The organism is Methyloversatilis sp. (genome assembly GCF_030698125.1).
Classification (GTDB): Bacteria; Pseudomonadota; Gammaproteobacteria; order Burkholderiales; family Rhodocyclaceae; genus Methyloversatilis.
This window is the reverse complement of the sequence record NZ_JAUYNV010000052.1, coordinates 25,198-43,240: the sequence shown is the minus strand read 5'-3', so window position 1 is coordinate 43,240 and position 18,043 is coordinate 25,198. Positions and strand designations below refer to the sequence as shown.

Here is an 18,043-nt window from a genome sequence, read left to right as displayed (position 1 = left end):
CAAGGCACCGCGGGGACCTACAGGAGACGTCCCATGAACGCATTCAGCCGCCTTTCGGTGGTCCATCAACTTTCGATTTCGATCGGCCTGCTTTGCGCAGTCATCTTTGCGTCGCTGATCTTCATCGTATCGATGTCCACCCAGCGCTCCACGCTGCAGCAGACCGAAGCGCATCTTGGTGAGCAGGCCGATGCCACGGTGAAGCTGCTCGACCTGAGCTATCACAACGCGATGGACAGTGCCGAAAAAGGCATGAGCGCGCTGAAACGCGGTCTCGGCGGTGCCGTGGTCATCGGCGAGGACACGATGCCCATGGGCAGCTACGGCGCGGTGCGCGTCGCACGCGTCAATGGCGCAGTACTCAATGGAGACACTGACCGCGTCAGCGGGCTGCGCGACCTGATCGGTGCCGATCCGGCGGTCATGGTGCGCGTCGGCGACGAGTTCGTCCGGGTGGCAACGCTGCTGAAGGACAAGGACGGCAAGTCGATGGCCGGCAAGGCCATCAACAAGAGCACGGAAACCGATACCCTGCTCGCCGGCAAGCCGTATTCGGGCGTCGTGGTGCGCAATGGCCGCTTCTACATATCCTCGCTGGAACCGATCAAGGACGCCGCGGGCACCGTCGTCGGCGCACTGTCGGCGCGGGTGGACGTCCAGCAGGGCATCGACCAGCTGTTCGCGTCGCTGAAAACCCTGCGCATCGGCGACACCGGCTACCTGTACATCGTCAAGCCGGGTGAGTCAGCGGACAACAGTCAAATGATCCTGCACCCCGAACACGCCGGAAAGTCGATCGCCGACATCGGCAACCCGGCGCTGACTGGCGTCATCGCACAGCAACTCGACAAGAAGAATGGACAGCTGGTCTATGACTGGCCGCTCGCCGACGGCAGCCTGGCACCCAAGCTCGCCACCTTCCGCACATCGGACACCTGGGGCTGGATGGTTTCCTCCGGCGCGCACGTCGCTGAATTCACGGCCGCTGGCGTGCAGTTGCGCAACCAGTTGATCATGATCTGCGTCGGCGCCGCGCTGCTGCTCGCTGCGCTCACCTGGTGGCTGGCGCACAGCCGTCTCGTGCGCCTGAAGGATGTGTCGGCGGCAATGAACCGACTGGGCAACGGCGACTTCAGTCAGCGTCTGGCGGTGCAGGCTGGCGAAAGCCGCAACGAACTGGACCTGATCACCGTGCAGATCAACGAGGCGACCCGCAAGACTGCAGCGCTGATCACCGCCACAGCCGACGCAGCCCGCGCCGTCGGTGCAGCAGCGCGTTCGCTGCGCGCCGGCTCGAGCGAAGTGGTCGAAGGTTCGACCGAACAGAGCAGCGCCGCCGCCGGCCTCGCCGCGGCGATTGAAGAATTATCGGTCAGCATCACCCACGTGGCCGACAGCGCCGGTGTGGCCGATGCTGTCAGCCGCGAAGCGCGCAGCGCCGCGATGGACGGCGAGCGCCAGTTGAACGCCGTGGTCGATGGCATGCAGCACATCGCCCGCGACATCAATGACGCCTCGACCGCGGTGACCGATCTGGCCGGCCGCACACGCGAAATCTCGAACGTCGGCCGCATCATCCAGGAGATCGCCGAACAGACCAATTTGCTGGCGCTCAACGCGGCCATCGAAGCGGCACGCGCCGGTGAATCCGGCCGCGGCTTCGCCGTGGTGGCCGACGAAGTACGCAAGCTGGCCGAACGCACCGCCGCTTCGACAAAGGAGATCGCCAGCATGGTGAGCAGCGTGCAGGCTGACGCCGACAAGGTCGTGCAACGCATCGGCGAAGTGAGCGGTCAGGTCACCACCGGTGTGAGCCGGGCAACCGAAGCCGGTGCCGTGTTGCGTGTCATCAGCGAGCAGAGCGAACGCACCGCAGCCGCGATGAAGGAAATCGCCGCCGCCACGCGCGAACAGAGCAGCGCCAGCCAGAGCGTGGCGCAGGGCGTGGAACGCATCGCCGGCATGGCAGAACAGAATGCCGACGTCACCCGGCGCGCCGACGGCGAAACGCTCGGTCTGGAAAAGCTGGCCAGCCAGCTGCAGGACAACGTCGGCCGCTTCGTGGTCTGAGTATCGAGGACCGGAGGGGTCGCCGCCGGTCTTTCGTGTGACGTTGGGCATCGCTGCGCTCAGCCCGACCTACGGGCGTGGCGCCGGGCTCGGGTGTGTCGCGCGTTTTCCGGGGGGCGTTGGGCATCGCTGCGCTCACCCCAACCTACGGGTGTGGCGCCGGGCTCGGGCGTGTCGCGTCGTCCGGAAGGTGTTGGCGTGGCGCCGGGTTCGGGTGTGTCGCGCGTTTTCCGGGGGGCGTTGGGCATCGCTGCGCTCACCCCGACCTACGGGTGTGGCGCCGGGCTCGGGTGTGTCGCGTCGTCCGGGTGGTGTTGGTGTGGCGCTGGGCTCGGGTGTGTTGGGCATCGCTGCGCTCACCGCAGTTTGGTGGCGCATTTCGTAGGTTGGGGTGAGCGCAGCGATGCCCAACAACAGCGGCCGACCCACGGGCCGACTCGCCTGCAGCGCGCCCGACCCGTCCCTGTACCGCGGCGCGCACCTTGCTGCGAAGCGGCGCCCGGCGTATGTCATGCAACCTCTGCCCCGCCAGTTCCCCTACCCCCTTTTTCCGCCCGACAATCCGGCCGACGGGCTCAAGCACTTCGTGCTTGTTGAACCGGTTCAGCACTTGAACCCGACGGACCAAGGCCTGCGAGGATATCGACACGCATGCCGGCCCTGGCAGCGATGCGCTCGACTTCACGTTTCGGAGCAGTCATGTCGCTGGCCTGACGACACGTCAGCGACGTCCGCCTGCCGTGATTCATTCGCTTCGGTACTCGCGCGCCGACCGCGATTGAACTGCAACCGGCGCTAGAGCCCTGCCGGGTCCTTTTCGACATCCTCCTGTCCGCTCGGCTCGAACGTCACACCGTGCTCCGCAAGATAGTCCCGTATGAGCCGCCGGATCACCTGCGACGGCGTAACGTCCTGGCGCATGCACAGGGCTTCGAGTGCCTTCTTTTTCGCAGGATCAACCAACACCGTCAGTCGTGCCGTTTTAAGTTCCATACAGTCTCCAATTCTCATCTGATTATAATGAAATTATATTTTGAGTTCACTTAAAGTATAATTTGACACCAATGATATCCGGCTGAACTCCTTTCGCGTGCCGGAGACCACCCTTCTTGATCATGGAGACCCCCGTGCCCGCCCCGGATCAGCACCGCGATCTGCGCCTCACAGACGCGAGTGCTTCATTGCGCAGACCATGAGCGCGCTCGTCATTTCGGTGCTGGCACTGATCGCGGGCACGCTTGCGTGTCTGTTGCCGGGTAACCGCGTCGCGGCCATGATCGGTGTTCTGACCCAGTTCGTGGCGACGTCCCTGGTCCTCGCCGTGGCGCTTCCGGTTGTGCTTGGCGCGCCGCCCCTTGCCGCCGACCTCAATTGGGCCTATCCCGTCGGCACGTTGCGGGTGCGACTCGACGCCCTCGGCGCCTTCTTTCTTGTGTGGTCATTGCCGATGACCTTGCTGGGCAGCATCTATGCAGTCGGCTACCTGCGTCCATTCTTCGACACACCGAGAATGCTCGGGCTGCATTACGCACTGCTCAATCTGACTTCGCTGTCGTTCGTGTTGATCTACACAGCGGACCATGCACTCGTGTTCCTGCTTGGCTGGGAGATCGCAGCGCTGGCCGCCTGGCTTCTGGTCATCTGGGACTACACCAACCAGAAAGTACGTTTCGCGGGTTTCAACTACCTCGTGTCGACGCATATCGGCCTGATCTTTCTGGTCGCGGCAACGATGATCCTGTACACCCATACGGCATCGTGGGATCTTGATCGCTTCGGCCAATGGATGCGCGCCAACGGTGGTTCGGAACGCAACCTCGTGTTCCTGCTCCTGGTCGCCAGCTTCGGCATCAAGTCAGCGTTCTTCCCGTTTCACTCATGGTTGCCACGCGCCCATGCGGCCGCACCTGCACATGTTTCGGCACTGATGTCAGGCGTCATTCACAAGGCCGGGCTTTATGCGCTCGTGCGTTTCGTGTTTCTGATCGGACAGCCCGACGAATGGATGGGCTGGTTCCTGATCGGATTCTCGGCGCTGTCGGCCGTGATCGGCGCGCTCTACACCGTCGGTCAGCGCGACCTCAAGCGCATGCTCGGTTACTCGTCGACCGAGAACGTCGGGATTGCAGGCATCGGATTCGGAATCGGCTGCCTCGGCCTCACCTGGGGAAACGAAGCGCTGGTGGCACTCGGTTTTGCCGGAGGCTTGCTGCATGTGCTCAATCACGCCTTCTTCAAGTGCCAGTTGTTTTACGCCGCCGGTGCGGTCTACCAGGCCACACACTCGGTCAACATGGAGCGGCTTGGCGGCCTGTCGCGCCTGATGCCATGGACCGCGCTCTGCTTCCTGCTGGGTGGCGTAGCCATCTCGGCACTACCGCCACTGAACGGCTTCACCAGCGAATTCGTGATCTATTCCGGACTGTTCACCGGTGAGCCCATCGACTATCTGCCCAAGGCGGCGCTCGCCGCGGGCGGAGCCGTTCTCGCCTTCGTCGGCGCGGTTTCAGCGCTCAGCATCACCCGTGCTTTCGGCATTGTGTTCCTCGGCACACCGCGCGACAGCAGCGTGCATGCGCCGACCGAAGTCAGTCGCTGGATGCTGGTGCCGATGGGGGTCCATGCGCTGGGCGTGGTCCTGCTTGGTGTCGCCCCTGCGCTGGGGTTCATGCTCGTGCGCGGCCCGACGGAAATCGCGCTGTCATCGCTGCCCGCCTCGGGCACCGACGTGCTGCAGCCGATTGCCGACACACTGACGAAGATCGGCATGATTTCCGGCTCGCTTGCGCTGCTGATTGGCGTTCTGATCGCACTGCGCGTAATGGTCGCGCGCCAGCCGGCGGCCCGCCATCGGACCTGGGGTTGCGGCTACAGCGCGGCGAACGCGCGCATGCAGTACACCGGTTCCAGTTTTTCGTCGGATTTCAGCGCCCGCTTCCGCAGCGTGATGGTGACCGTGAGGCGCCGCAAAGCGCCAGCGGGTTACTTCCCGTCCGACAGTTACCTGATCACCAACTGCGTGGACGCGGTGGAAAGACGCCTCTTTTCAGTCATCAAGCGCGGCGATGCTTCAGCGACCGAATTGTCGGGCAAGTTGCGGGAAGATGATCCGCGCGTCGCGTTTGCCGCGGCGCTGATTGCCGTGACACTGGTGGCCGGGCTCATCGTGCTGACCGGAGGTCCGCTGGCGTGAGTACGGTCACACTGCTCATCCACGTCGTCATGATGCTGACGATGCCGGTTCTCATGGTGGGATGGGTCAACCGGACCAAATCGCTGTGGGCAGGTCGCAGGGGCCCGGGCCTGCTGCAGTCAGGTTGGGATCTGCTTCGCCTGCTGCACAAGCAACCGGTATTCAGCGTCGTCATCAGCCCGCTGTTCCGCGCCGGCGCGTGGGTTGTGCTGGCGGCATCGCTGCTTGCCGCGCTGATCGCGCCCATGCTCGGTAGTGCAGCGCCGCTGCAGTTCAGTCATGACTTCATCGTGTTCGCCTATACGCTCGGGCTGGCACGCCTCTTCCTGATGTTGTCGGCGCTCGACGTCGGCAGTTCATTCGAAGGCATGGGTGCTGCGCGCGAGGCGGCCTTCAGTACCTTCATCGAGCCGGCGCTGTTCCTGCTGATCGGCACAGCCTGCCTGGCAACCGGACAGACGAGTTTCGCCAGTCTGATCGGCCACTGGCATCAAGCACCGGACTTCCCCTGGCTGGTGGCGCCCGCCGTCGCCGTGCTGTTCGTTCTCCTGCAGGCTGAGGCGGCGCGTGTGCCGGTAGACGACCCTCTGACGCACCTGGAGCTAACGATGGTGCACGAGGTGATGATCCTCGATCACAGTGGTCCGGAGCTGGCTGCGATGCAGTTCGCAGGGGCGATGAAGATGACGATCTACGCCGGCCTGATCGCTGCACTGCTGAATCCATTCGATGTATCGACCCAGCCGTTCGCAGGCGTCGTGGCGTCATTGCTCATCATGGCCGGTGTGGCTGTGGCAGTGGGCTGTGTCGAATCGCTGACCGCACGGCTGCGCATGCCTTACGTCCCCTACTACCTGATGGGCGCGTCCGTGCTCGCGGCCCTCTGCCTGGGTGCGACAACTTTGCTGGTGGTCCGCACATGAAGCTGCCGCTGATCATCTTTCTGCTCGCCATCATCATTCCTGTCTTCTTCGGCAAGATCCGCTCGGCGCCGTTCTGGCTCACGCTTCAAGCCATTGCACTGGCGTGGAACACGGCGCAACAGGATGGCGCCTCCGCTCACGCGCTGGTCGCCGTGATCGAGGTGCTGGTCGTGCGGGCGCTGATCGCACCCCGTTTGCTCCGGCACGCCATCGTGCAGCGTGACGAACCCAACCTCGATCTGATGCCGTCGAATCTGTTCACCTGGGTGATTGCGATCGCCCTCCTTGTACTCGCCTTCGAGTTCGCCGCACCTGCCATGAGCGACCACCAGGCGCTTGCGCTCGGGACGGTGGGCGCGACAGTGGCTGTGTCACTCCTGCTGTTGTCAACAAACGACTCGCCACCGGCACAGCTCGTGGCAGTGCTGTTCATTGAAAACGGCATTGCGCTGTTCGAATCGCTGCTTCCCGAGCCGTGGCCGCTGCCGGTGCATGCTGCACTGAGTGCGATCTACCTGCTGACGATCGGAATCGGTAGCTGGCTGATAGCGACGATCGACCCCGGAGCTTCGACAGTCGCGCTCGCCGGCGCATCGAAGGACTCGGTGACCGTATCCGACGCGGTGCCCCATGACTGAAGTTATCAGTTCCCGGTCAGTCGGCATTTTCGTGACCCCGACGCGTCGGCTGTGGGTGGGTCCGCTCCTGGTGATGTTGGCGGTCATCGCTTTGACGGGCTGGAGTGCGGTATTCATGCGTACGCCGCTTGCCGATCTGCCGATCCGCTTCGGCGGCGGCTATTTCGTCATCGACGCGACGTCGCTGCTCTTCCTGCTGGTGATCAACAGCGTCTTCCTCGGCATCAGCGTCTACATGTCTTCGCGTGTCGGCATGTCGAAGCTGCTCGCCGACAACCTGTTGCCTCGCGCAGCCCTGACGGTGGCGTTCATGGTGGCCATGAACCTCGGCGTGATGGCCAACAATCTGCTGCTGCTCTGGGCTTTCATCGAACTGACGACGCTGTGCGCCGCTCCGCTGGTGGCTCAGGGTGACACCGCCGCGCCGCGTCGCGTTGCGTGGCGCTATCTGTTGTACTCAAGCGTCTCGCTGGCACTGACCTTCCTCGGCATCATGTGCCTGACCCGTTCTGCGCACCTCAACGGCCTGGAAATGAGCTTCATGCTCGATCAGATGACCGCGGGCGTCCCCAGTCCGGCAGACGGCTGGCAACGCTTCGGACTCGCGCTGATCCTGTTCGGCCTGGGCAGCAAGCTTGGCCTGGCGCCGCTTTACGGCTGGATGCCTGAAACCTACGAGGCAGCGCCCACCAGCACGAGCGCGCTTCTTGCGGCAGTGCAGTTCAACATCAGCGTGGTGGCCGTGCTGCGCGTGTTGCAGGTTTTTCGCTGGCAAAACACCGATTTCGTGTCCCAGGAATTGCTGCTGATGGGTTGCCTGTCACTGACCGTCGCCGCCATCCAGATCATGGCCTCCCGCAACTACAAGCGGCTGATCGCCTACGCGTGCGTCAGCTCATCCGGCGTCATTGCCCTTGGCCTGTCGGTCGGCAAGGCGGCTGCTTACGGCGTCGTGCTTTACATCGTGAGCAACGCCTTCGTCAAAGCGCTTCTCTTCCTCACTGCGGGGCGTCTGCGTGCCGTCTATGGCACCAACGAGGTCGGAGCGCTCAGCGGCGTCATAAGAGTTTTGCCATTCTCAGGTGCGCTTTTTGCAGTCGGCATCTTCGCACTGCTCGGCTTTCCGCCGTTCAGCAGCTTCCTGGCCGAAATGCTGATCCTGTCAGGCATCGTGCAAGCCGGCAACCTGCTTGCATTCACGCTCATGTGCGTCGCGCTGACGGTCATTTTCGTTGCGACCGGCCGCACGATCTTTCCGATGATCTGGGGCGCATCGGACTACCCCGGGCCGCAAGTTACCGAAACATGGGTCACCGCTTTGCCCAAGCTCGGATTCGTCTCTGTGCTGGTCATGCTCGGCATTTACACACCTGCCCGCATCAGCGATTTGCTGATGCACGTGGCGCTATCCATAGGAGGTCAATGATGGGTCCCAACAAGCCAGTCGTCATGGCGGTGACCAATGAGCTCACCATCATGGGACTCGACGATTGGGTCGGGCAGATAGGCCTGCGGATTGCCGCTGGCGAACGTGTGCTCACACTGTTCGGCCGCGCCGATGGCAACAACCATGTCATCGCCACCGCCGTGCTGCAGGCGACACATGGAAGGCTTGCCATTCTGCGCGCCAGGGCATTGCGTACTGACTCGTTCGACGCGCTTACAACGCGTTACCCGTCGGTCCAGATGTTCGAGCGCGAACTGTGGGAGCAGACCGGTCTGACGCCCGTGGGCCACCCCTGGCTCAAGCCGGTTCGATACGAGGCGGACCGCCAGCAAACCATGCATGCGCATCCCTTTTTCAGCGTGCGCGGCGAGGAAATTCATGAAGTCGGCGTTGGCCCCATCCACGCCAGCGTAATCGAGCCCGGACATTTCCGGTTCATGTGCCATGGCGAGCAGGTCCATCATCTGGAACTGCAGTTCGGGTATCAGCACCGTGGCGTAGAAGCGTTGCTGCTCAAGCGACCCTTGCTGTCGTTGAGTTCAACCGTTGAGTCGATTGCCGGTGACAGCAGCATTGCCTATGCGTGGAGTCATTGTGCAGCGCTGGAAGCGCTGTCGGACACGCAGGTGAGCATGACCACGGAGCGTGTGCGCGGGATCGCGCTGGAACTGGAACGGGTGGCGATGCACCTGAGCACGTTGACCGGACTCGCGACAGACATCGCTTTTCTGCAGGGCGGCGCCACCTACGGTCGCCTGCGCACCGCCATCATCAATGCAACGATGCGCCTCTGCGGTAGCCGTTTCGGACGGGGTTGGCTGCGGCCGGGGGGGGTGCGCTTTGGTATCGACACCAAGCGTCGCAACGACCTGCTCGTCACGCTGGCTGACTTCTCCAGGGACATGGCAGAAATCAACGACCTGATGCTCACGTCGCACAGCGTGCAGTCACGCCTCAAGGGCATCGGCACAGTGAGCCATCAGGCTGCTGCGGACATCGGGCTGGTGGGCCTGTCAGCGCGCGCCAGCGGCGTCGCCATCGACATGCGCTCAAGCCTGCCCGGCCGTCTGTATGAAAGCCATCCGCTGGCGCTGCTGACCGAAGAGACCGGCGACTGCTGGGCCCGCATGCAGTTGCGCATGTGGGAAGTGGAGGAGTCCGTTCACTGGGTGACACACCTGCTCGACACACCCGATCTGCCTCTCGATGACGGCGAGGACTCGGACGACGACCTGCTGACCGCCATCGGACCGCTGTGGCACGACACGCTTTGCATATCGATCCGCGAAGGCTTTCGCGGTCCGGTGGTTCAGGCGCTCGAAACCCGCGCCGACGGACAGCTCGTCCATTACAAGGTACAGGACCCGTCACTGGTGAACTGGTTCGGTCTGACGCTGGCGATGCGCGACAGCGAAATATCTGACTTCCCGATCTGCAACAAAAGTTTCGATCTTTCCTATTGCGGCAACGACCTTTAGGACGCACACGTGTTCAAGTCGATCAAAGTCAGGATTTCGCAGGGCTCGCAGTTCATTCCAGATCCACGCCGGGCCAACCCGACCGGGTTTCGCGGCAAGCCGGTCATTGGCGCTGAAGCCTGTGAATCCGGATGCCAGGCCTGCGTGACCGCCTGCCCGACACAGGCGATTTCACAGGACACGCAAGCTCGAGAGCCCATACAGATCGACCTCGGCCGATGTGTCCTGTGCGGCGACTGCGAGCCCATCTGCCCGAGCAACAAGCTGTCGTTCAGCAGCGATTTCCGGATCGCCTGCACCGACCGCGTCGGGCTGGTGCTGAACCGCTCACGGACCGCGCCGGATCCGGTCAGGGTATCGGCGGCATTGCGCCAACGCTTCGGCCGCTCGTTGAAGCTGCGCTCGGTGTCCGCTGGCGGCTGCAACGCGTGCGAACTGGAAGTCAATGCGCTGTCGAACGTCAACTTCGACATCGGTCGCTATGGCATAGACCTCGTGGCGTCTCCGCGCCACGCCGACGGACTGGTGCTGACCGGTCCGATCACGCGCAACATGGCCGATGCGCTGCAGTCCTGCTGGGACGCCATGCCGGCACCCAAGCTGGTGATCGCCGTCGGTGCCTGCGCGATCTCCGGTAGCCCGTTCGAAGGATCGTCTGCTGTCGAACGCGGCTTTCTCGACCGATTCAAGCCAACGCTCTATGTCCCGGGTTGTCCGCCCCACCCGCTGACGTTTGTCTGTGCCCTGCTCGATCTTCTGGGCATTCAAAGTTGAAGCGCGCGCAAAAAGACAGCTCGACGGCAAGCATGTACATCGAACGCGTCACTCATCGCTCGGCAGGCTGGCAATCAGGTTCTCCGGCTCGCCGCACCAAGGAAACTTCGCAATGAAGACCACGCCCGACAAAGACACCGAGTTCCGCAAGGCGTCGCTCGACTATCACGCGCTTCCGACGCCCGGCAAGATCGCCATCAGCCCGACCAAGCAACTGACCAATCAGCGTGACCTCGCCCTGGCCTACTCACCGGGCGTCGCCGCCGCCTGCGAGGAAATCGTTGCCGATCCCCTGAACGCGTTCAAGTACACCTCGCGCGGCAATCTGGTTGCGGTGATCACCAACGGCACCGCTGTCCTGGGCCTGGGGAACATCGGCCCGCTCGCCGCGAAGCCTGTGATGGAAGGCAAGGCCGTACTGTTCAAGAAGTTCGCCGGCATCGATGTATTCGACATCGAAATCAATGAGCGCGACCCGGCAAGACTGGTCGACATCATTGCATCGATGGAGCCCACATTCGGCGGCATCAATCTCGAAGACATCAAGGCTCCTGACTGCTTCTTCGTGGAGCGCGCCCTGCATGCACGAATGAAGATTCCGGTCTTTCACGATGACCAGCACGGCACCGCCATCGTCGTCGCTGCCGCGATCCTGAACGGGCTGGCAGTCGTCGGCAAGGACATCGAAAAGGTCAAACTGGTCGCGTCCGGCGCGGGCGCGGCCGCCCTGGCCTGCCTCAACCTTCTGGTCAGGCTGGGTTTTCCACGCGCAAACATCTGGGTCACCGACCTTGCGGGCCTCGTGCATGAAGGCCGCCTGGAACTCATGGATGACGAAAAGATCGCCTTTGCGCAAAAGACCGATCTGCGGACGCTGGCCGACGTCATTCCGGACGCCGACATCTTTCTCGGGCTGTCAGCCGGCGGCGTGCTCAAGCCACTCATGGTTGCCGCGATGGCACCCGATCCGCTGATCTTCGCGCTGGCCAACCCCACGCCCGAAATACTGCCCGAGGAAATCCGCAAGGTGCGCGACGATGCGGTGATCGCGACCGGCCGCAGCGACTACCCGAATCAGGTTAACAACGTCCTGTGCTTTCCGTACATCTTCCGCGGTGCGCTTGATTGCGGCGCAACCACGATCACGCCGGAAATGGAGGTTGCAGCGGTTCACGCGCTGCGCGAACTCGCTCTGGACGAGCAGACAGACATGATGTCGCCGGCCTACGGCGGAACGGCGACGACGTTCGGCCGCGATCACCTCATCCCGAGGCCTTTCGACCAGCGACTGATGATGCACATTGCGCCAGCGGTTGCACGTGCCGCCGCCACGTCCGGCGTAGCCATGAGACCCATCGCCGATTTCGATGCCTACCGGGAAAAGCTGCAGGCCTTCGTGTACGCCTCGGGCACCACGATGAAACCCATCTTCGATGTGGCCAGGAGCGCCAGGCGCAAGCGCATCGCCTACGCCGAAGGGGAAGAGGAACGTGTGCTGCGCGCGGCCCAGGTTGTCGTGGACGAAGGACTTGCACGTCCGACACTGATCGGCCGCCCGGACATCATCGCGCAGCGCATAGAGCGCTTCGGTCTGCGGTTGCAGGCGGGCAGCGATTACGACGTCGTGAATACCGCGCAGGACGAACGCTATCGGGACTTCTGGCAAACCTATCTGCATATCATGCAGCGCCGCGGCGTCACCGAGGAAACCGCAAGGATCGAGATGCGGCGACGATTCACGCTCATCGCTGCCATGCTGCTGCACAAAGGCGATGTCGACGGCATGCTCTGCGGCACCTGGGGCACCACAAACATCCATCTCGACTACATCGATCAGGTCATCGGCCATCGCGCGGGGGTCGATGTATATGCATGCATGAACGGACTGTTGCTGCCCGGTCGACAGGTATTTCTGGTCGATACCCATGTCAATTACGATCCGACGGCGGAGCAACTGGCCGAGATCACCGTGCTTGCCGCAGAGGAAATGACGCGTTTCGGCCTGACCCCGAAAGCGGCGCTGCTGTCGCATTCCAGCTTCGGTTCAAGCAACCAGCCTTCCGCCATAAAGATGCGCGACGCACTCGCGCTGATCCGCAGCATGGCCCCCGACCTTGAGGTTGACGGCGAGATGCACGGTGATGCGGCACTTGACGGCGAGTATCGGCAACAGTTGATGCAGTCGAGCACCCTGGCCGGCGAAGCCAACCTGCTGGTCCTTCCGAGCATCGACGCTGCAAACATTGCCTACAACCTGCTGAAGACAAGCGCCGGCGGCGGCATCGCGATCGGCCCGGTATTGCTCGGCGCCGCGCGTCCTGCGCATATCCTGACGCCATCGGCGACAGTACGGCGCATCGTCAACATGACCGCCATTACCGTCGCCGAGATCAACAACGCGCGATGAAATCCAGCAACGCTCGCACTTCACCCTGGCTCAGGTTGTTCGGCTCGGATAACGAGCGCGCGGACAACGCGGCCACATCCCCGCATAGCAAGCCCTTTCTGCATGAAAGCGTGAAATTCAAGGCGCTCTATTTTTCCATCTACGACGTGCAGAGCCGCATGCGAATCAGTGATCCGTTCGCCCTTGAGCTCGAGTACACGCGCACGATGATGGGCTTCCTGCTATTCAATCCTGCGCCGTCCAGCATCGCAATGGTGGGCCTTGGGGGAGGTTCCCTGGCGAAGTTCTGCCACCGGAATCTGCCCCGGACAGACATTCGGGTCGTCGAGATCAATCCACATGTGATCGCCTTGCGTGATGATTTCCTCGTCCCCCGGGACGACGCGCGATTCGGCGTCATTCAGGGCGACGGAGCACAGTACGTGAGCCAGCATGAGGGTCAGCACGATGTGCTGATGATCGACGGCTTCGACAGCCGCGGTCTGCCGCCGAAGCTCTGTTCGCAACGCTTCTACGATGATTGCTTCAAGGCGCTGGCGCAGGACGGCACAATGGTCGCCAATCTCCAGTTCGGTCAGGTCGATTACGACCGACACCTCGATCGGATCCATCAAAGCTTTGACGATGCGGTGCTTGTCGTCGACGACGATGATCTGAACAACACCATCGTATTTGCCGGCAAGGGTGAAGCGGCCTCACGGATCCTGAAAGGCACACCATGCCCGCTGGACCTTCCGCCGGACGGCGCTTTCGCCCCATTGCAACAAGAGTTTGCGCGGATCCGATCCGTGCTGAAGGACTGCGCGGGCGGTACGCCGAACGCACAGGCGAACTGAGCACTTCGCGGCAACACATCGATTTTTCCAGGAGACAGATGATGAACAAAAGAGATGTAGTGGTTCTGGGTGCGGCACGTTCGGCGATCGGCACCTTCAATGGTTCGCTGGCGGATATCGAGCCGGCCGAACTGGCGGGTCTGGTGATGAAGGAAGCGGTCAAGCGCTCCGGCGTTGATCCGCAAGCCATCAACTACGTGACGGTGGGCAATACGATTCCCACAGAAAGTCGTTTTCCGTACGTCGCCCGTGTGGCATCGATTCAGGCAGGACTGCCGATGGACAGCGTGGCCATGTCGGTAGGCCGGCTGTGTGCGTCTGGACTTCAGGGCATCGTTACCACGGCACAGAACATCCTGCTGGGCGACTGCGATTACGGCATCGGCGGGGGCGTCGAAGTCATGAGCCGCGGCGGCTATCTGTCGCCCGCCATGCGCAGCGGCGCCCGCATGGGCGATACCAAGCTGATCGACATGATGGTGGCCACGCTGACGGACCCGTTCGGCGTCGGCCACATGGGCATCACGGCCGAAAACCTCGTCACCAAGTGGAACATCACGCGGGAGGAGCAGGACGCGCTTGCGGTCGAGTCGCACCGCAAGGCCGCAGCCGCCATCGCAGAGGGTCGCTTCAAGTCGCAGATCGTCCCCATCGTCAAGCAGACGCGCAAGGGCGAGGTCACCTTCGACACCGACGAACATGTGAGACCGGACACTACGATGGAAACGCTGGCAAGGATGAAGCCAGTGTTCAAGAAGGATGGCTCGGTCACCGCCGGCAACGCGTCGGGCATCAACGACGGCGCAGCGTTCTTCGTCCTCGCCGACGCTGCTGTCTCGGCGGCAGCCGGGCACAAGCCGATGGCGCGGCTGGTGTCGTATGCCGTCGCCGGCGTTCCGAACGAAATCATGGGCGAAGGACCGATTCCGGCAACGAAGCTGGCGCTGAAAAAAGCAGGTCTCACGCTCGACCAGATGGATGTCATCGAGTCGAACGAGGCGTTCGCCGCGCAGGCCATTGCCGTCGCGCGCGGCCTTGAGTTCGATCTGTCCAGGGTCAACCCGAATGGCGGCGCCATCGCGCTCGGCCATCCCATCGGCTGCTCTGGCGCTTTTCTGGCCACCAAGGCGGTTTATGAACTTCATCGCAGCGGCGGACGCTACGCCCTGGTCACGATGTGCATCGGCGGAGGTCAGGGCATCGCTGCAGTGTTCGAACGACTTTGAGGCCGATAGCCCGCGACGCGGTGACCCGCCTCACCGGGCGAGCCGCGCGTCGTCGGGGTGGTGTTGGGCATCGCTGCGCTCAGCCCGACCTGCGGGTGGGGCACCGGGCTCGGGTGTGTCGCGCGTTTTCCGGGGGACGTTGGGCATCGCTGCGCTCAGCCCAACCTACGGGTGGGGCACCGGGCTCGGGTGTGTCGCGCGTTTTCCGGGGGGCGTTGGGCATCGCTGCGCTCAGCCCGACCTGCGGGTGTGGCGCCGGGCTCGTGTGTCGCGCGTTTTCCGGGGGGCGTTGGGCATCGCTGCGCTCAGCCCAACCTACGGGGGTGGAACTGCGTCTCGCGCATGCTCGCCGCCTTCCCGGGAATGCCGGGCAACACTGTGCCCACGGCAACAGGGTGACGCACTTCGTAGGTTGGGGTGAGCGCAGCGATGCCCAACAACAGCGGCCGACCACCAGACCGAACACCACACAAGGCTTCGAAGCCAGCCCGTGCCGCGAAGCCCCGCTGAAGGCGGTGGCGGCCAGCGTATACTCGGCGGCCACAACCCCCGCCCCGCCATGCTCAGCTACCGCCACGCCTTCCATGCAGGCAACCCGGCCGATGTGCTCAAGCACTTCGTACTCGTTGAACTGCTTCAGCACCTGAACCAGAAGGACAAGCCCTACTGGTACATCGACACGCACGCCGGAGCCGGCGGCTATGCGCTCGACAGCGGCTTCGCGGCCAAGAACGCCGAGTACGCCGGCGGTATCGCAAAACTGTGGTCGGCGCCCGACCTGCCCCCGCAGCTCGCGACCTATGTCGATCTGGTGCGCGCCTTCAACAGCGGCGCGAAGCTGCGCGCCTATCCGGGCTCGCCGATGATTGCGCGCGCACTGCTGCGCGACGACGACCGGATGCGCCTGTTCGAACTGCACACGGCCGACAACAAGCTGCTGAACGCCGCCTTCGCCGAGGCCGGGCGCAGCGTGAAGGTCGACAAATCCGACGGCTTTTCCGGCCTGCGCACCTTGCTGCCGCCACCGCCGCGCCGTGCGCTGGTGCTGATCGACCCGCCGTACGAAATCCGCGAAGACTACCGGCTGGCCTTTGAAACGCTGCGCGACGCCAACACGCGCTTTCCGGGTGGCACCTACTGCCTGTGGTACCCACAGCTGCACCGCATGGAATCGCGCGACCTGCCGGCCAAGCTCAAGCGCCTGCCGGTGCCGGCCTGGCTGCATGTATCGATGACCACGCGCAAGCCGTCGCCGGACGGCTTCGGCATGCACGGCAGCGGCCTGTTCATCGTCAATCCGCCGTGGACACTGCCGGCCACGCTGAAGACCGTCATGCCCTGGCTCACGCGCACGCTGGCGCTCGACGACGGCGCAAAATTCGAACTCGATTTCAAGATTCCGTAAGGTACGGTCATGGTTCTGCAGACCACCATCGACACCATCACGCACGCCATCGGCCTGGCCGTGGCACCGGTTTTCCTGCTGACCGCGATCGCCACGCTGATCGGCACGCTGAACAACCGGCTCGGTCGCATCATCGACCGGCGCCGCGTGGTGCTGGCGCGCGGCGGCAAGCAGTGCGAGGACGAAACGATGAGCAACGCGACCGAACTCGCCCTGCTGTCGCAGCGCGCGCGTCTGGTCTATCTGGCGGTGCTGTTCGCCGTGCTGTCGGCGCTGCTGGTCTGTCTGGTGGTGTCGTGCGCCTTCTTCGGCGTGCTGTTCACGGTCGTGCTGTCCGACCTGCTGGCCGGCTTCTTCGTGCTGGCCATGCTGTCGCTGATCCTGTCGCTGAGCCTGTTCCTGCGCGAAGTGTTCGTGGCGGTGTTCACCGCCACCCACGCCAACCGCTAACCAACCGACGAACGGCGGCCTTTCCCGCTTCAGGCCGGGCCGGAGGGGTCGTTAACCGATGCTCACAGGGAGAGCATCGATGACCATCAACACCCGGTTTGGCGCCAGTGAATCGACCGATCCGGCGCAGGCCGTGGCGGAACTTGCCGCACAGATAGGCGGGCCCGACGTCGACGCCGTCCTGTTCTTCTGTTCCCCGGATTTCGACCTGCAGGCGCTGGGGCGGGCTCTGCAGGACACCTTCACCTGCCCGACCATAGGCTGCACGTCGTGCGGCCACTTCGGCCCCGACGGTTTCCACCCCTCGGGCATCCTGGGCGTGGCCTTCGCCGGAGGCGGCATCCACCTGCGCCCGTACCTCATCACACCGCTGGCCACCTACGCCGAACAGGTGGCCGTCATCGCAAACGACATCCGCGCGACGCGCGAAAACGACCGCCAGCTGCACCGCTTCGGCATGCTGCTGGTCGATGGCCTGTCGATGGTCGAAGAGCGGCTGGTCGCCGAGCTGTACCGGATGGTCGGCAACCTGCCGATCATCGGCGGTTCGGCTGGCGACAACCTGAACTTCAAGCACACCCACGTCTATGCCGGCGACGGCCGCTTCCTGTCGGACGCCGCGGTATTCGCGCTGTTCGCCAGCGAACAGCCGGTGACCGCCTTCAAGACGCAGCACTTCGCCCCCGGTCCGGTCGAACTGGTGATCACTGCGGCGGACCCGGAAAACCGCATCATCCTCGAAATGGACGGCGAGCCGGCGGCGCTCGCCTATGCCGACGCGCTCGGCCTGTCGCTGGCCGACCTGTCCTCCCGCGTGTTCTCGCGCCACCCGCTGGTGCTGACCATCGGCGGGAATGCCTATGTGCGGTCCATCCAGAAGGTGAACGAAGACCTGTCGCTGCCCTGCTACTGCGCGATCGACGAGGGGCTGATCGTCACCATCGGCAAGGCGCTCGACCCGCTGCAGACAATCACCGCCGCCTTCGCCGAACTGCACCGCACGATGCCGGCGCCGGCGCTGGTGATCGCTTGCGACTGCATCCTGCGCCGGCTGGAATACGAGCAAACGCTGATCGACAAGGACATGAGCAAGTTTATGGTGCAGAACCGCATGTTCGGATTCTTCACCTATGGTGAACAGTACAACGGCGTGCATGTGAACCAGACGCTGACCGCGATCGCCATCGGAGGCTGAC

General features: G+C 63.4%; 14 protein-coding genes. 13 read left to right on the top strand and 1 reads right to left on the bottom strand.

What is annotated here, in order from left to right:
* Nucleotides 1–33: 33 nt before the first annotated feature.
* Nucleotides 34–2,070, top strand: a complete 2,037-nt coding sequence (locus tag Q8Q80_RS17240; RefSeq protein WP_305634102.1) for a methyl-accepting chemotaxis protein — start codon at nucleotides 34–36, stop codon at nucleotides 2,068–2,070.
* A 795-nt stretch (nucleotides 2,071–2,865) separates the two neighbouring features.
* Here the strand turns inward: Q8Q80_RS17240 and Q8Q80_RS17235 are convergent.
* Complete coding sequence (locus Q8Q80_RS17235; RefSeq protein ID WP_305634101.1) at nucleotides 2,866–3,063, bottom strand: ribbon-helix-helix protein, CopG family; 198 nt, start codon at nucleotides 3,061–3,063, stop codon at nucleotides 2,866–2,868.
* A gap of 199 nt (nucleotides 3,064–3,262) precedes the next feature.
* Between Q8Q80_RS17235 and Q8Q80_RS17230 the strand changes: the two genes are divergently transcribed.
* The 12 genes from Q8Q80_RS17230 (at nucleotide 3,263) to Q8Q80_RS17175 (ending at nucleotide 18,042) form a co-directional block, all read left to right on the top strand.
* The gene (locus tag Q8Q80_RS17230; RefSeq protein ID WP_305634100.1) at nucleotides 3,263–5,263 is read left to right on the top strand and encodes a proton-conducting transporter membrane subunit; all 2,001 of its coding nucleotides are present in this window, start codon (nucleotides 3,263–3,265) and stop codon (nucleotides 5,261–5,263) included.
* A complete protein-coding gene (locus Q8Q80_RS17225; protein WP_305634099.1) occupies nucleotides 5,260–6,186 on the top strand; it encodes a respiratory chain complex I subunit 1 family protein in 927 nt (308 codons plus the stop codon). Before Q8Q80_RS17230 ends, Q8Q80_RS17225 begins: the two co-directional genes overlap by 4 nt.
* Nucleotides 6,183–6,824, top strand: coding sequence for a hypothetical protein (locus Q8Q80_RS17220; RefSeq protein WP_305634098.1), 642 nt, complete (start codon nucleotides 6,183–6,185; stop codon nucleotides 6,822–6,824). The genes Q8Q80_RS17225 and Q8Q80_RS17220 overlap by 4 nt, the downstream gene beginning before the upstream one ends.
* A gap of 253 nt (nucleotides 6,825–7,077) precedes the next feature.
* Entirely contained in the window at nucleotides 7,078–8,250 is a 1,173-nt protein-coding gene (locus Q8Q80_RS17215; RefSeq protein ID WP_305634097.1) for a complex I subunit 5 family protein, read from the top strand.
* Nucleotides 8,247–9,749 carry an NADH-quinone oxidoreductase subunit C gene (locus tag Q8Q80_RS19875; RefSeq protein WP_371132785.1) on the top strand — a complete coding sequence of 501 codons (1,503 nt, stop codon included), beginning with the start codon at nucleotides 8,247–8,249 and terminating at the stop codon, nucleotides 9,747–9,749. Before Q8Q80_RS17215 ends, Q8Q80_RS19875 begins: the two co-directional genes overlap by 4 nt.
* Nucleotides 9,750–9,758: 9 nt before the next feature.
* The gene (locus tag Q8Q80_RS17205; RefSeq protein WP_305634096.1) at nucleotides 9,759–10,523 is read left to right on the top strand and encodes a 4Fe-4S dicluster domain-containing protein; all 765 of its coding nucleotides are present in this window, start codon (nucleotides 9,759–9,761) and stop codon (nucleotides 10,521–10,523) included.
* A 112-nt stretch (nucleotides 10,524–10,635) separates the two neighbouring features.
* On the top strand, nucleotides 10,636–12,930 hold the full coding sequence (locus Q8Q80_RS17200; protein WP_305634095.1) for an NADP-dependent malic enzyme: 2,295 nt from the start codon (nucleotides 10,636–10,638) through the stop codon (nucleotides 12,928–12,930).
* Nucleotides 12,927–13,766 carry a transferase gene (locus Q8Q80_RS17195; protein ID WP_305634094.1) on the top strand — a complete coding sequence of 280 codons (840 nt, stop codon included), beginning with the start codon at nucleotides 12,927–12,929 and terminating at the stop codon, nucleotides 13,764–13,766. Before Q8Q80_RS17200 ends, Q8Q80_RS17195 begins: the two co-directional genes overlap by 4 nt.
* A gap of 41 nt (nucleotides 13,767–13,807) precedes the next feature.
* Nucleotides 13,808–14,992, top strand: coding sequence for an acetyl-CoA C-acyltransferase family protein (locus Q8Q80_RS17190; protein WP_371132782.1), 1,185 nt, complete (start codon nucleotides 13,808–13,810; stop codon nucleotides 14,990–14,992).
* Nucleotides 14,993–15,551: 559 nt separating this feature from the next.
* The gene (locus Q8Q80_RS17185; protein ID WP_305634092.1) at nucleotides 15,552–16,397 is read left to right on the top strand and encodes a 23S rRNA (adenine(2030)-N(6))-methyltransferase RlmJ; all 846 of its coding nucleotides are present in this window, start codon (nucleotides 15,552–15,554) and stop codon (nucleotides 16,395–16,397) included.
* Between the two features lie 9 nt (nucleotides 16,398–16,406).
* Nucleotides 16,407–16,847, top strand: a complete 441-nt coding sequence (locus Q8Q80_RS17180; protein ID WP_305634091.1) for a DUF2721 domain-containing protein — start codon at nucleotides 16,407–16,409, stop codon at nucleotides 16,845–16,847.
* Nucleotides 16,848–16,926: 79 nt separating this feature from the next.
* Nucleotides 16,927–18,042, top strand: a complete 1,116-nt coding sequence (locus Q8Q80_RS17175; protein ID WP_305634090.1) for an FIST N-terminal domain-containing protein — start codon at nucleotides 16,927–16,929, stop codon at nucleotides 18,040–18,042.
* Nucleotide 18,043: the final 1 nt, after the last annotated feature.

Coding starts and splice junctions, on each gene's coding strand:
- Q8Q80_RS17240 (WP_305634102.1), top strand. CDS start 34: ATGAACGCATTCAGCCGCCTTTCGGTGGTCCATCAACTTTCGATTTCG.
- Q8Q80_RS17235 (WP_305634101.1), bottom strand. CDS start 3,063: ATGGAACTTAAAACGGCACGACTGACGGTGTTGGTTGATCCTGCGAAA.
- Q8Q80_RS17230 (WP_305634100.1), top strand. CDS start 3,263: ATGAGCGCGCTCGTCATTTCGGTGCTGGCACTGATCGCGGGCACGCTT.
- Q8Q80_RS17220 (WP_305634098.1), top strand. CDS start 6,183: ATGAAGCTGCCGCTGATCATCTTTCTGCTCGCCATCATCATTCCTGTC.
- Q8Q80_RS17215 (WP_305634097.1), top strand. CDS start 7,078: ATGTCGAAGCTGCTCGCCGACAACCTGTTGCCTCGCGCAGCCCTGACG.
- Q8Q80_RS19875 (WP_371132785.1), top strand. CDS start 8,247: ATGATGGGTCCCAACAAGCCAGTCGTCATGGCGGTGACCAATGAGCTC.
- Q8Q80_RS17200 (WP_305634095.1), top strand. CDS start 10,636: ATGAAGACCACGCCCGACAAAGACACCGAGTTCCGCAAGGCGTCGCTC.
- Q8Q80_RS17195 (WP_305634094.1), top strand. CDS start 12,927: ATGAAATCCAGCAACGCTCGCACTTCACCCTGGCTCAGGTTGTTCGGC.
- Q8Q80_RS17190 (WP_371132782.1), top strand. CDS start 13,808: ATGAACAAAAGAGATGTAGTGGTTCTGGGTGCGGCACGTTCGGCGATC.
- Q8Q80_RS17185 (WP_305634092.1), top strand. CDS start 15,552: ATGCTCAGCTACCGCCACGCCTTCCATGCAGGCAACCCGGCCGATGTG.
- Q8Q80_RS17180 (WP_305634091.1), top strand. CDS start 16,407: ATGGTTCTGCAGACCACCATCGACACCATCACGCACGCCATCGGCCTG.
- Q8Q80_RS17175 (WP_305634090.1), top strand. CDS start 16,927: ATGACCATCAACACCCGGTTTGGCGCCAGTGAATCGACCGATCCGGCG.